The 12985-nt window shown below is 54.8% G+C and carries 13 protein-coding genes; 11 read left to right on the forward strand and 2 right to left on the reverse strand.

What is annotated here, in order from left to right:
* Positions 1-12 precede the first annotated feature (12 nt).
* Positions 13-660 (forward strand): HAD family hydrolase, encoded by a 648-nt coding sequence (locus KI215_RS02765; RefSeq protein WP_212774067.1) that lies wholly within the window; start codon positions 13-15, stop codon positions 658-660.
* 92 nt (positions 661-752) lie between these two features.
* Here the strand turns inward: KI215_RS02765 and KI215_RS02770 are convergent, their stop codons facing one another.
* Positions 753-1481: an alpha/beta hydrolase gene (locus KI215_RS02770; RefSeq protein WP_212774068.1), complete on the reverse strand. Its 729-nt coding sequence runs from the start codon at positions 1479-1481 to the stop codon at positions 753-755.
* Between the two features lie 263 nt (positions 1482-1744).
* On the opposite strand from KI215_RS02770, the gene KI215_RS02775 reads away from it, so the two are divergent.
* Entirely contained in the window at positions 1745-3700 is a 1956-nt protein-coding gene (locus tag KI215_RS02775; RefSeq protein ID WP_212774069.1) for an AMP-binding protein, read from the forward strand.
* Positions 3701-3786: 86 nt separating this feature from the next.
* Here the strand turns inward: KI215_RS02775 and KI215_RS02780 are convergent, their stop codons facing one another.
* On the reverse strand, positions 3787-3939 hold the full coding sequence (locus KI215_RS02780; RefSeq protein ID WP_212774070.1) for a hypothetical protein: 153 nt from the start codon (positions 3937-3939) through the stop codon (positions 3787-3789).
* A 163-nt stretch (positions 3940-4102) separates the two neighbouring features.
* Here KI215_RS02780 and sigI point away from each other — a divergent pair, with 163 nt between their 5' ends.
* From sigI to KI215_RS02825, 9 genes are all read left to right on the forward strand, one after another.
* Positions 4103-4891, forward strand: coding sequence for an RNA polymerase sigma-I factor (sigI, locus tag KI215_RS02785; protein WP_212774071.1), 789 nt, complete (start codon positions 4103-4105; stop codon positions 4889-4891).
* The gene (locus KI215_RS02790; RefSeq protein WP_212774072.1) at positions 4873-6108 is read left to right on the forward strand and encodes an anti-sigma factor domain-containing protein; all 1236 of its coding nucleotides are present in this window, start codon (positions 4873-4875) and stop codon (positions 6106-6108) included. The genes sigI and KI215_RS02790 overlap by 19 nt, the downstream gene beginning before the upstream one ends.
* A gap of 59 nt (positions 6109-6167) precedes the next feature.
* Positions 6168-6416, forward strand: coding sequence for an AbrB/MazE/SpoVT family DNA-binding domain-containing protein (locus tag KI215_RS02795; RefSeq protein ID WP_212774073.1), 249 nt, complete (start codon positions 6168-6170; stop codon positions 6414-6416).
* A gap of 198 nt (positions 6417-6614) precedes the next feature.
* A complete protein-coding gene (locus KI215_RS02800) occupies positions 6615-7397 on the forward strand; it encodes an enoyl-CoA hydratase-related protein (RefSeq protein ID WP_246512174.1) in 783 nt (260 codons plus the stop codon).
* A gap of 39 nt (positions 7398-7436) precedes the next feature.
* Positions 7437-8222: an enoyl-CoA hydratase-related protein gene (locus KI215_RS02805; RefSeq protein ID WP_212774075.1), complete on the forward strand. Its 786-nt coding sequence runs from the start codon at positions 7437-7439 to the stop codon at positions 8220-8222.
* A 112-nt stretch (positions 8223-8334) separates the two neighbouring features.
* Positions 8335-9486 carry a Leu/Phe/Val dehydrogenase gene (locus tag KI215_RS02810; RefSeq protein ID WP_338048320.1) on the forward strand — a complete coding sequence of 384 codons (1152 nt, stop codon included), beginning with the start codon at positions 8335-8337 and terminating at the stop codon, positions 9484-9486.
* A gap of 23 nt (positions 9487-9509) precedes the next feature.
* Complete coding sequence (gene pdhA / locus KI215_RS02815) at positions 9510-10583, forward strand: pyruvate dehydrogenase (acetyl-transferring) E1 component subunit alpha (protein WP_246512175.1); 1074 nt, start codon at positions 9510-9512, stop codon at positions 10581-10583.
* A gap of 5 nt (positions 10584-10588) precedes the next feature.
* Positions 10589-11566, forward strand: a complete 978-nt coding sequence (locus KI215_RS02820; RefSeq protein WP_212774076.1) for an alpha-ketoacid dehydrogenase subunit beta — start codon at positions 10589-10591, stop codon at positions 11564-11566.
* 12 nt (positions 11567-11578) lie between these two features.
* Positions 11579-12841: a dihydrolipoamide acetyltransferase family protein gene (locus tag KI215_RS02825; protein ID WP_212774077.1), complete on the forward strand. Its 1263-nt coding sequence runs from the start codon at positions 11579-11581 to the stop codon at positions 12839-12841.
* Positions 12842-12985 lie beyond the last annotated feature (144 nt).

Raw genomic sequence — 12985 nt, forward strand, 5'->3', positions numbered from 1 at the left:
CGGGGTGATTATGTGCTACGGACGGTTCTGTTTGATTTCGACGGGACGCTGGCGGATACACTTCCGCTGATTTATCGGTCTTTTTGCGAAGTATTTCGCCGCTTCGGTGAAGAAGAACTGGATGACGCGGGAATTGCCGCGAGATTCGGACCGCCGGAGGAAGTGATTTTGGAGCGCTGTCTTCCCCGCCATTGCCTGCAGCAGGCACACGATGTCTATTTTCAACTGTATCGGGAGCACCATACTCGGTTGGTCCGGTCCGACGAGGCCGTTTTGGAACTGTTAAACTGGTTGAAGGAACGAGGAGCCAATGTCGGTGTGGTGACCGGAAAAGGTCGCAGAAGTGCGGCCATTTCCGCTGAACTGCTGGGTATGGACGGATTGGTCGACTGGTGGGTGACCGGCACGGAAATCAAGCGGTATAAGCCGGAACCGGATGGCATCCGATTGGCGATGCGTCATTTTGGGGCACGTCCGGAAGAAACAGTGTATGTAGGGGATATGTCTGTCGACGTGATGGCCGGAAAGGCTGCCGGAGTTTCCACGGTGGGAGTTTGCTGGTTTGCAAAAGAAAAGACCTGTTCCTTCCAACCGGAACCGGATGCCGTTTTTTCCGAGGTGAAAGCTTTCCGCCGTTGGCTGGAGGAGAGACTGGATTAGAGCGTGTTCATCTGACACACCCTAGATCGGGGAGCCGTTTTGCCGACTTCGATTGTTCGAAGTGGTTCGGTGAACGGCTCCCTTTTTATCCGTCAGCTTCCGAAAAAGATTCTCAGGGCGTCGGGAATGTCTTTCTGCCACAATCCCCACGTGTGGTCGCCCTCTTTTTCCACATAATGCACCTGGGCTTGTTTGTCCTGCAGGTGGCGGTACACTTCCCGATTGCGGGCCAACAGATCCAATTTGCCCATATGAGTGGGCACGGCGGTTTCCGCTTTTCCGATGGATTGGTACACCACCAGGTCGTCGAGTGAAACCGTTTGGCGAATCCGATCAATGGTCGCTTCCAGAAAAGCGCCCGATTGTGACAGGACCTGGCGGAAATCTTCCGGGTACTCCAGTGCCAGGTGAAGCGAAACGGTTCCTCCCAGTGATGATCCGCCGACGACCCGTCCGTCAGGTGTCCGATCCACCGGAAATTCGCTTTCGATCTCCGGCAAAAGTTCCTCCGTAAAAAATTGCAGGTACAGTCGGTTGCGTTCACCGATCGGGGAATATTCTGCCGTACGCTTGCTTTTGTCGACTGGGACGGCCACCATAATGACAGGTCGGATGTCCTTCTCGTAGATCAGTTGGTTGGCTTGGGTAGCGATACGCCCCAGATTGAAATAGTCGTCTCCGTCCTGCAGATACAACACCGGATAGGTGACGGTTTCGTCATATTGAGGAGGCAAATACACCTGTATTTCTTTGACTTCGTCCAGATAACGGCTGCGAATCTCTTTTTTGACGATGGTACGTTTCAAATATTGGGGATTCATTGGTCATCACTTCACTTTAAATTTGACGTTGTGCTTTCTATTGTACCCGATTTTTTCCCAGTTTGCTCGGGTTTTCAAAAAAACAAGTTCCCACCGGTCGGGGCATGTTTATCCTGTTCTATAAAATAGATTTCCAGTACATTCCCAAATTTGACTTCATTCATTCCCATTTTGTTTGACCAATGATTCGGATTATTCTTTTGACCATCTGTCTACCGACCAGTAAAATAAAGGATGAAGTTCTGAGAAGGAGGCGTGTGGGTATGGCGAAAGCGGTCTGGTTTCCCGATGAGGAACAAGCACGGCAAACAAGGTTGTATCGGTTAATGCAGCGGTTTGGGATCTCAGATTATGATCGGTTTTATGAACGGTCCATCCAAAATGTCTCTTGGTTTTGGGAAGCGGTGGTTCAAGATCTGGAATTGGAGTGGATTCGCCCATACCGCCAAGTGATGGACGCTTCCGACGGGATTCAGTGGACACGGTGGTTCGTGGACGGGTGTTTCAACGTTTCCCACAATTGTCTGGACCGATGGGTGAATCGAAACGAATCCCGTCATCGGTTGGCGCTGGTTTGGGAAGGGGACGACGGCGCGGTCCGCAAATACACGTACCGGGACCTGTGGTTCGAGGTCAACCGTTTAGCCCGAGGACTAAGTCAACTGGGCATTCAAAAAGGCGATCGGGTCGGCATTTATTTGCCGATGATTCCGGAAAATGTCGTGGCGATGTTGGCGATTGCTCGCATCGGTGCCATTTTCACACCGTGTTTCTCCGGATATGGTGCACAAGCGGTTGCTTCCAGACTGAATGATTGCGGAGCAAAACTCCTGATCACGGCGGACGGGTTCCTGCGGAGGGGAAAAGTGGTGCCCATGAAGGAAGAGGCTGACCGAGCGGTCGACTTGTCTCCTTCGGTGAAAAAAGTGTTGGTCGTTCGCCGGCTGAAACGGGACGTGCCATGGAACGAAGAGCGCGATATAGAATGGGACCATTTGATGACAGAAATGAAACCGTTTTCTCCTGAGGCAACGGCATCGGAGGACCCGTTCATGATCATTTACACGTCGGGGACCACCGGCAAACCCAAAGGAACGGTACACGTCCATACCGGCTTTCCGATCAAAGCGGCGTTTGATGCGGGATACGGCATGGATGTAGGGCCGGGGGATATCCTGTTTTGGGTGACCGACATGGGATGGATGATGGGACCGTGGATGGTGTTCGGTGCGTTGATGATGGGTGCCGCCATGCTGTTGTTTGAAGGCACACCGGACTATCCGGAACCAGACCGTTTGTGGCGGATCGTTGCCTCGCACGGGGTGAGCCATTTGGGGATCTCTCCCACGGTGATCCGGGCATTGATGAAACATGACGTTTCCTGGGTCAAACGGCATGACCTCAGTTCCCTGCGCGTGTTCGGGTCGACGGGGGAACCGTGGAATCCGGAGCCGTGGCAGTGGTTGTTTGAACAGGTGGGCGGCGGACGGGTCCCGATTTTTAACTATTCCGGCGGAACGGAGATTTCCGGCGGTATTTTGGGCGGGAACCTGTTGAAACCGATCGCGCCATGCTCATTCAGTGGTCCCATGCCGGGAATGGACGCTGATGTGTGGAATGAAAACGGTCAAACAGTGCGTGGAGAAGTAGGGGAGTTGGTTCTGCGGCAACCGTGGGTCGGCATGACCAAAGGATTTTGGAACGATCCGCAACGGTATGAAGAAACGTATTGGAGTAGGTGGCCCAAAACATGGGTTCACGGCGATTGGGTGGAAGTGGACGAAGAAGGGTTTTGGTACATCACGGGCAGATCCGATGATACATTGAAAATCGCGGGGAAACGGATGGGCCCGGCAGAGATGGAATCGGTGCTCGTGGATCATCCGGCCGTCGTTGAATCGGCAACGGTGGGCGTGCCGGATGAGACGAAAGGGGAGCAGGCCGTCTGTTTTGCAGTATTGGCACCCGGTTATGAACCTGGGGAAGAGCTGGAATCGGACCTGATCCGTCTGGTAGAGGAAAAAATGGGCAAAGCGCTGCGACCCAAGCGCGTTCATTTTGTGCAGGAACTGCCCAAAACCCGTAACGGAAAAATCTTGCGCCGGGTGATCCGGGCCGCTTACCTCGGAAATGAGGCAGGAGATCTTTCTTCGCTGGAAAATCCGGATGCGGTGGCAGCCATTCGATCGCTCGGCACGGCGGAAGCCAACCGAGTGTGATCGGTTGGATAAGTTGGATATCTGAGAAATGGGGACGCCATCGGTTCACAGACGGGCTCCCCATTTTTCTATTCATCGGAACCATCCTATTCGTCCACATAGCGATCCTGTTCCAACCGGGTCACGCGGGTCGAGTTGCCCCGGGCGATCTCCTCCGGTGTAGCGTCTTCCTCCAGTTGTTCTTCTGTCATTCCTGGAGCAAAACGGGGAGGATGGGGTCTCCTTTCTTCCTTTTCCATCTCAATTTTACCTCCTTTTTCTATATCTTTCGTTATTATCCCTGATATTATGCGATGACAACCTTGAATTTTGCAGACGATAGGTCGAAAACGTGGTACAATTAGGAAGCAAAATGAAGGACAGAAAAACGGATACGTTTACGAATACATAGAGTAGGGAGAGGTGTCGGTATTGCAAGTGCCGGGTAGCGGGGATCTTTTGGAGCAAAAACCCGAGATCGAAGCACGTGTAAGGGAAGCCCAAGCTGCCGAATCCGGCGGGATCCGCGATGATTTGTTAAGAGACCTTGAACCCTACATACTTCGCGTGGCCTCCAAGGTTTGTAAACGGCAGATCAGCAAACAGGATGACGAATTCACCATTGCGTTGGTCGGATTGAACGAGGCAATCAGCCGTTATGAACCGGAACAGTCAAGTTCGTTCCTGTCCTTCGCGTATATGGTGATCCATCGACGCCTCATCGATTATTACCGTCACGAAAAAAAACATGCGAATCAGGTACCGTTGGTGCCGCCAGACGCCAAGGAGAACGAGCCTCATCATCCGGAAGTGGTGTCCCGATCCTTTGTGCAGTATCAGGAGGAAGAGTTGGCACGGGCACGCCGGTTGGAAGTGAAACATTTTTCGCAATGTCTGGAACGGTTTGGCATCAAGATGTCCGAGTTGGTGAAAGCCTCCCCCAAACACCGGGACACACGCGAGCGTTTGCTGGAGATCGCCAGCCGCATTGTGGCTGACAAAGATTTGTTACGTGATTTCTATGAGCAAGTCAAGCCGGGTAAAGAGCTGGCGAGTCGGATCGGGTTGCACCGAAGGACCTTGCAAAGGCATCGCAAATACCTGGTTGCATTGACGGTGGTATTGGTCGAGGACTTGCCTTTGATGCAGGAATATCTCGGCCTGTCGTCCGGTAAGAAGGGGGGGTTGTTGCTGTGCGAAAGGGAATCGTAATGGAGGTCGGTTCGCGGGATTGGGTTGTGATGACGTCGGACGGCGAATTTTTGCACGTACCCAAACAGCATCACCATGCCCAACCCGGAGATGAAGTGATCGTGCCCGATCCCCATATGAATCCGGTCTGGAGATGGGGTTCCATCGCCTTTGCTGTGGCGGCCTTCATTGCCGGTATTGTCCTGTTATTGCCGTGGATGATCCCTTCGGACACGAAAGCGGAAACGTACGTATACATCGACATGAATCCCAGTCTGGAGCTTGGCATCAACGGTCAGCAGGAAGTGGTTATGGTACGGCCGCTCAATCAGCCTGCCCGACAGCTGATGCGAGGGATGGATTGGCAACGACAAAATATCCGGGAGTTTGTAGTCTCGTTTCTCGAACGGGCGCGTGATCGGGGATATATCCGGGGTAAAGAAGGGATCGTGTTGTCTGGTGTCTCTGACAAAGGATCAGTGAAACCTCTGTTGGAGCAGATTCGTCGGGAGATCCGACACCAGCCTCATCTGGCCACCGCATTGAATGTGTACACTTTGCCGTTGCCCAAGGAACTACGCGAAAAAGCGGAAGGCACCGGGTTGTCGCTCGGCAAATACGCTCTCTGGTTGTTGGCAAAGCGGGAAGGGGCTCCCATCTCGACGACTGTCGTGGCCAATGCATCGATCTCCCAGTTGATGAGTCAGCTGAAAACGGTGGAACCGGTGTTGACAGATCCACCGCCGGAGAAACAATGGGAGAATTGGCTGCAGGAACCGTCCCCGGCTACACAACCGGGTGATCAGGCTCCTCAAGATTCGGGCAACACCGACGAACCACCTGCACAGTCGGAGGAAAATCCGGCCCCTGCGGTGACGGAACCATCCCCTTCGGATGGAACGGCTACCGATTCACCACAGACATCAGATGTGGAAAACCCGTCCAACAGTGCATCGGACAATGGACAAACCACGGCTCCCGAGAGCGACTCGGAAACGTCACCGCCAAACCAAAACCCGTCGGATGACCAGGGAAGTCAAGAGAGCAGCGGCGGTGACGGAGGTCAGGATCAGAAATATCCGGAGCCGCAATCGACGAATCCGCCCGACGACTCCGCAAATGATACGGGTCAGGATGAAGGGACGCACACCAACCAGACGGAGGGGGCACCGTCTTCCTCCGTCGAACCCCAGTTCTTATCGGCTATGGGCTTTGTCGCTCCGCTCCCGCTCTCTTAGTTCGGTTTTGTATCGACCCTCCCCGAAAACAGTACTATCTGCGTAGTGAGGGGATTGCGATGAATGGGATTGGCATCGTACGCAAAGTGGATCATCTCGGACGGATTGTGTTGCCCAAAGAGCTGCGGGACATGATGAACATTCAACCGCATGACGGTGTGGAGATTTTTGTCAACGACGACTGCATCGTCCTGCAAAAATACAACCCTTCCTGCGTATTTTGCGGCGGAATGGAAAAACTGTTGTATTTCAAAGGCAAAATCTTGTGCGAATCTTGTCTTGAAGAAACGAGAAAATACGTCTCCTGACCCGATTAGCCCGCGAGGGCTCTTTTTTTTGCTTTTGACCTGGAAATGATTTTCTCTTTCGTGCTGCACAGCGAAACACTGACAATCTACCTGTAGAATTGATAGAATGAATATACAGATGATTATGTATACATGTTTTTTCTTAAAACGTGGAAATGTAAGAGCTTTAATACCAATTTATTACAAGGGGGTAGGCCAGTGGGAAATCGCAATGATCGTTACATTGTCGCTTCGATTCGGGAAAACGTGGGCTGGATCCGGTTGAACCGGCCGGAAGTATTGAACGCGTTAAATCTGCAGTTGATTTCGGAATTGGTGGCTGTCTTGACGGAAATGGACCGGGACGAAAACGTCCGTTGTATGGTCATTACCGGTAATGAGAAAGCATTCGCCGCCGGGGCGGATATCCCGGAGATGGCGGAAGCTTCGTCTGTGGAGATGCTCATTCAGGATCAGCTTGCTGAATGGGATCGCCTCCGGAAGTTAACTAAACCGTTGATCGCGGCGGTCAGTGGGTATGCGTTGGGAGGCGGTTGCGAATTGGCCATGGCTTGCGATTTGATCGTTGCTTCCGAGACGGCTGTGTTCGGTCAACCGGAAATCCTGCTCGGCGTTATACCGGGAGCTGGCGGCACCCAGCGGTTGACACGTGCCGTCGGGAAGGTGCGGGCGATGGAAATGGTATTGACCGGCCGATCGATGACCGCAAGGGAAGCACTTCAGGTCGGGCTGATCAACCGGGTGGTGCCGCCCGAGCTGTTGGAAGCGGAAGCGATGAATCTTGCCAAAAAGATCGCTCAACAACCACCGGTTGCTGTTCGGTTGGCCAAGCAAGCGGTACTCAAGGCGATGGACATGACCTTGGAAAATGGACTGGATTACGAGCAAAAGCTGTTTTATTTCCTGTTTTCCACTGAAGATCAAAAAGAGGGCATGCGTGCATTTGTCGAGAAACGGAAACCGCGGTTTCAGGGCAAATAGAAGAGGAATTTTCGAATCAATTCAGAAGGAGGAGATTTTATGCCGGAAACGGTGCAATTTACGAAGGAATCGGGCGTGGGGCTCATCACACTCAATCGCCCGGAAGTGTATAACGCATTCAACCAGCAGATGGGTGACGAATTGGTGCAAGTACTCAAGGAAGCCGCAAAGGATGCCGAAGTGCGTGCGGTGTTGTTGACCGGTTCGGGCAAGGCGTTTTGTTCCGGTCAGGATCTGCGTGATCGAAGTGATGCCAACCTGCAAACAATGTCGCTCGGCAACAGTGTGCGGACACGGTACAATCCGATCATTCGCGCCATCGTGCAGATGGAAAAACCGGTCATCGCTTCGGTGAACGGAGTGGCAGCCGGTGCGGGTTGCAGCCTTGCTTTGGCCTGCGATTTGCGCATCATCTCCGACAGGGCCAAATTCATCGTGGCGTTTTCGCGGATCGGCTTGGCTCCGGACAGTGGTGCCAGCTATTTCCTTCCACGGCTGATCGGTTTCGGCAGGGCAATGGAGATCGCACTGACCGGCCGCGATGTGGAGGCGCAGGAGGCCGTACAGGTCGGGCTGGCAGACCGGATCGTGCCTCACGATCAGTTGGAGGAAGAGGCTTTCCGGTGGGCAAGACAGCTCGCGCAGGGACCGACCAAGGCGTACAGCCTGACCAAACGGGCGCTGTTTTACGGGATGGAACATTCATGGGAGGAAGCACTGGAATACGAAGCGCAGATGCAGGAAATCGCGGGGAAAACGGAGGATTTTCGTGAGGGTGTGATGGCATTCGCGGAAAAGAGAAAGCCCCAGTTCCGCGGAAAATGAACCGTGGCCGTCGGGTGAACACCCCGATTTGATCGGGCATATCATTAGTCATAGGGAAAACGGAATGGCGGACGAGAATACTTACATTTTTGAGGGAACGGAAGGGTGCCCGATGAAAAATCAGCAGACACAGACCCTGCAGTTGGTGAACAACAGTGCCAACGTGGAGGGAGCCACGATGCGGGATATTTTTGAACTGATGGACCAATTCGGACACGAACAAGTGATCTTCTGTCGCCATCCGCAATCCGGTTTGAAAGCGATCATCGCCATTCACAACACCACGATGGGCCCGGCGTTGGGGGGATGCCGGATGGCACCGTACACCACGACGGATGAAGCACTGGAGGATGTGTTGCGCCTTTCCAGGGGCATGACATACAAGTGCGGTGTGGTTGATGTGGATTTCGGCGGTGGAAAAGCAGTGATCATCGGCGACCCGAATCGGGATAAAACTCCGGAACTGTTTCGCGCGTTCGGCCGGTTTGTCGGCGGTTTGAACGGACGCTTTTTTACAGGAACCGACATGGGAACGTCCCCTGAAGATTTTGTCCATGCGGCACGGGAATCTGATTCGTTTGTCGGGTTGCCCAAAAGTTACGGCGGAAGCGGAGATACGTCCATTCCAACAGCGTTGGGCGTATTGCAAGGGATGCGGGCGACCGCCGAACATCTGTGGGGTTCTCCCGGCTTGCAGGGGCGCGTGGTTGCGGTGCAGGGTGCGGGCAAGGTAGGAACACGTCTGGTGCAATTGTTGGTGGAGGAAGGAGCGCGGGTAGTCGTCGCCGATATCGATGAGTCACGCGTGCAGAAGCTGTGTGATCAGTACCCGGACCAGGTGGAGCGTGGGGATATTCAAACGATTCATCAAACGGCTTGCGACATTTTCTCACCATGCGCCAAAGGCGGTGTCATCAACGACCGTTCACTTGCGGAACTCCAGTGCCAAGCCATTGTCGGGTCAGCCAACAACCAGCTGGCGGAGGATCGTCACGGAGACATGCTGCACCAGATGGGTATCTTGTACGCCCCTGATTACCTCGTCAACGCCGGTGGCTTGATTCAGGTGGCCGACGAGCTGAAGGGCTACAACGAAGAGCGCGTGATGGCCAAAACCCGCTCCATCTATCAGATGTTGTTACAGATCTACCAATTGTCCCGGGAGAAGGATATCCCGACCTATCGCGCCGCTAACTGTTTGGTGGTCAAACGGTTGGAGCAAGTGGCCGATTTGCGTCGCATCCTTCTCGGGTTTACGCGTTGATGCCATCCAGGGAGGAATCGTCGATGCTGCGACAGATGGAAAAAGTCGGGCTGCAATATCTTCAGCCCGACGGGACGTTGACCCCGGAAGGGGAGGTAGCGTGGAAACCTATCGAGCGACCGCTCAAAATTGAGTTTTATAGATGGATGTGCAAGATTCGCCTGTTCGATCAGCGCGCGGTCATTTTGCAACGACAGGGGCGGATCGGTACGTATGCGCCATTGCAGGGTCAGGAGGCGGCTCAGGTGGGGAGCGCTTTGGCCCTGAATCGGGAGGACTGGGTTTTTCCGAGTTACCGGGAACACGGGGTGGCAATGATCGCCGGGATGCCGCTGAAACAGATTTTGTTGTATTGGATGGGACGGGTTGAAGGATGCCGCCCGCCGGAGGGCATCAAATTGTTCCCGCCGGCCGTTCCCATCGCCACGCAGATCCCACACGCGGCAGGGGCGGCCTGGGCTTCCAAGCTGAAAGGGGAACAGTCGGTGGCTGTGGCCTATTTCGGCGATGGGGCCACCTCGGAAGGGGATTTTCATGAGGGATTGAATTTTGCGGGCGTGTTTCGCCTGCCAGTAATCTTTTTCTGTCAAAACAACCAGTACGCCATCAGTGTACCGTTTTCCCGGCAGACGGCGACGGAGACGGTGGCGGAAAAGGCGGCTGCGTACGCGATTCGCGGAGTGCGTGTCGACGGCAACGACGTGTTGGCCATCTATACGGTGATGAAAGAGGCGGTAGAACGGGCGCGGTCAGGGGAAGGGGCCACCTTGATCGAAGCGGTGACGTATCGCCATGGCGCACATACCACCGCCGACGATGCAGGAAGGTATCGCAAACAGGAAGAGACGCGGGAGTGGGTCGAACTGCGTGACCCCTTGACACGTTACCGTAGGTTGCTGGAGTCGGAGGGCTTGTGGTCGGAAGCGGAGGAGCGGGATTGGGAAGCCCATTGCAAACAGGAGATTGAGGAAGCGGTCCGTGAAGCGGAATCTGCGGAAGTGCCGCCGTCCTCCCATCTGTTTGCACACGTATTTGCCGATCTGCCGCCTTCTCTGGTACGTCAGCGAGAGTCGCTCTTTCGTCTGGAAGAGGGGTGATGACGATGGCACAGCTCACTTTGATCCAGGCCATCAACGATGCCATGCGCATCGCATTGGAACGGGACCCGAGTGTGGTGATTCTCGGTGAGGACGTGGGAAAAAACGGCGGTGTGTTCCGGGCGACAGAAGGATTGTGGAAACGTTTCGGCGATGATCGGGTCATCGACACCCCACTGGCGGAAGCGGGCATCGTCGGTACGGCGATCGGCATGGCGGTCAACGGTTTGCGTCCGATCGTGGAAATTCAGTTTCTCGGCTTTTCTTACCCGGGTTTTGAGCAAATTGTTTCCCACGCTGCCCGTCTGCGGACACGGACGCAGGGGATGTTTCCGGCGACGATGGTGATCCGTGCCCCTTATGGCGGCGGCATTCGCGCCCCCGAGCTGCACAGTGACTCGACAGAAGCGCTGTTTGTCCACACGCCCGGGCTGAAAGTGGTGGTGCCGTCCACGCCTTATGATGCGAAGGGGTTGTTGTTGGCATCCATCTCAGATCCGGATCCAGTCCTCTTTTTGGAACCGATGAAACTGTATCGTTCCGTTCGGGAAGAAGTGCCGGAAACAGCGTATGAAGTACCGATTGGACAAGCGCGTGTCGTGCGCGAAGGGGAAGATGTCACCCTGCTCGCTTGGGGGGCGATGGTGCCGGTGGCGATCGCCGCAGCGGATGAATGGGCCGAAAAAGGCGTCTCCTGCGAGGTGATCGATGTTCGGTCACTGTATCCGCTGGACGAGGAAACACTGGTTACATCAGTGAAAAAGACGGGACGTGCCGTCATCGTTCACGAAGCGCCCCGCACTGCCGGAGTGGGTGCAGAACTCGCGGCAATGTTGCAGGAGCAGGCGTTTCTCTGGTTGGAGGCACCGATTGCCCGTGTGACGGGCTATGATGTGCCGGTACCGATGTTTGCGTTGGAAGATGCATTCCGGCCCGATGTAAAACGTGTCTCAGAAGCGGTGCGGCAGGTGATTGCTTTTTAAGGAGGGAGAGAGATGAGCGTAACCTTTACGTTGCCTGATGTGGGTGAAGGAGTGGCGGAAGCGGAGATTGTTCGCTGGTTGGTGAAACCGGGGGAACTCGTCGAAGCCGATCAACCGGTGGTGGAAGTGCAGACGGACAAGGCAGTGGTGGAACTGCCCGCACCCGCTGCCGGTCGGGTGGCCCAAATCAACGGGAAAGAAGGAGACGTGATGCGGGTGGGGGATGTGCTGCTGGTGATTACGGATCCCTTGGCTGAAGCGCCTTCCTCACAGGAATCGTCAACCGCCGCTTCCGTGGACGAACCCGTCCGTTTCAACCGTAAAAGAGTGCCTGCTGCTCCCTCCACCCGCCGCCTGGCGCGCGAGCTGGGAGTCGATATCACCCAGGTAGAAGGAACGGGACCGAACGGACGCGTCACTGACGAAGATGTCCGTCGGTTTCACGCCGCCGTGGGGAAAGCCCCCGTTACGATCAGCGGTATGCGCGTTGATGAGGAAGAATGGGTGCCGATCCGGGACTATGCGAAGGAGGTCGCCATTCCCGTCGAAGCCGCGCGTGCGAATGGTACGCCGGCAATTACGGAGGAGCCGTTGCCTGCGACGCGTCGGGTGATCGCAGACCGATTGCTCTTCTCGGTCACAAACAAACCGCATGCCACTCATTTTGATGAGCTGAACGCTGAAGGACTGGTAGCATGGTTCAAAAAAATGAAGCAGGAGTGGACACCAGATGACGTCAGGTTGACGTATACACCCGTATTGATGAAACTGGTGGCAGTCACCCTGTTGCAACATCCCGCTTTTAATGCCCATTTCGATGAACAGCGGCGTACGGTTCGCCGGTTTTCTTCAGTGGCGATTGGGTTTGGCGCAGATACGCCTCGGGGGTTGCTTGTTCCCGTCGTGCGAAATGTAGAGCAAAAAAGCATCGAGCAGTTGGCTCGGGAAGTATCCGCGTTGACGAAAGCGGCCCGGGAAGGAACGCTGTCACCGGGTGATCTGCGTGGTAGTACGTTTACCATCAGCAACGCCGGAGCATTGGGCGGACGGTGGGCCACGCCGATCATCAATCCGCCGGAAGTGGCGATTTTGGCGATACATCCGGTCCAAGAGCGGCCAGTCGTCGAAAATGGTGAGTTGACTGTCGGTTGGCGGATGAACGTGTCGCTCTCCTTTGACCACCGCGTGTTGGATGGGGCCGATGCCATCCGGTTTACGCATACGCTGGGACGTTATACGGAAGATCCGGGCCGGTTGTTGACCTGTTTGGTGTGATATGTGAAGCCAAAGTGAGTTTACACGAACGACCGATGATCCTAGTGTTGTGCAAAGTAGGTTTATGCGATCGTATTGCGATGTTTTTCCCGATCACTGTGACCACAGGCGAGGCCTGTGGTTGTTTTTTAGGAAGAGGCGGAC

This window comes from Polycladomyces abyssicola, assembly GCF_018326425.1.
In the GTDB taxonomy this organism is placed as follows: domain Bacteria; phylum Bacillota; class Bacilli; order Thermoactinomycetales; family JIR-001; genus Polycladomyces; species Polycladomyces abyssicola.

Coding starts and splice junctions, on each gene's coding strand:
- KI215_RS02795 (WP_212774073.1), top strand. CDS start 6,168: ATGAATGGGATTGGCATCGTACGCAAAGTGGATCATCTCGGACGGATT.
- KI215_RS02780 (WP_212774070.1), bottom strand. CDS start 3,939: ATGGAAAAGGAAGAAAGGAGACCCCATCCTCCCCGTTTTGCTCCAGGA.
- KI215_RS02810 (WP_338048320.1), top strand. CDS start 8,335: ATGAAAAATCAGCAGACACAGACCCTGCAGTTGGTGAACAACAGTGCC.
- KI215_RS02825 (WP_212774077.1), top strand. CDS start 11,579: ATGAGCGTAACCTTTACGTTGCCTGATGTGGGTGAAGGAGTGGCGGAA.
- pdhA (WP_246512175.1), top strand. CDS start 9,510: ATGCTGCGACAGATGGAAAAAGTCGGGCTGCAATATCTTCAGCCCGAC.
- KI215_RS02805 (WP_212774075.1), top strand. CDS start 7,437: ATGCCGGAAACGGTGCAATTTACGAAGGAATCGGGCGTGGGGCTCATC.
- KI215_RS02775 (WP_212774069.1), top strand. CDS start 1,745: ATGGCGAAAGCGGTCTGGTTTCCCGATGAGGAACAAGCACGGCAAACA.
- KI215_RS02820 (WP_212774076.1), top strand. CDS start 10,589: ATGGCACAGCTCACTTTGATCCAGGCCATCAACGATGCCATGCGCATC.
- KI215_RS02770 (WP_212774068.1), bottom strand. CDS start 1,481: ATGAATCCCCAATATTTGAAACGTACCATCGTCAAAAAAGAGATTCGC.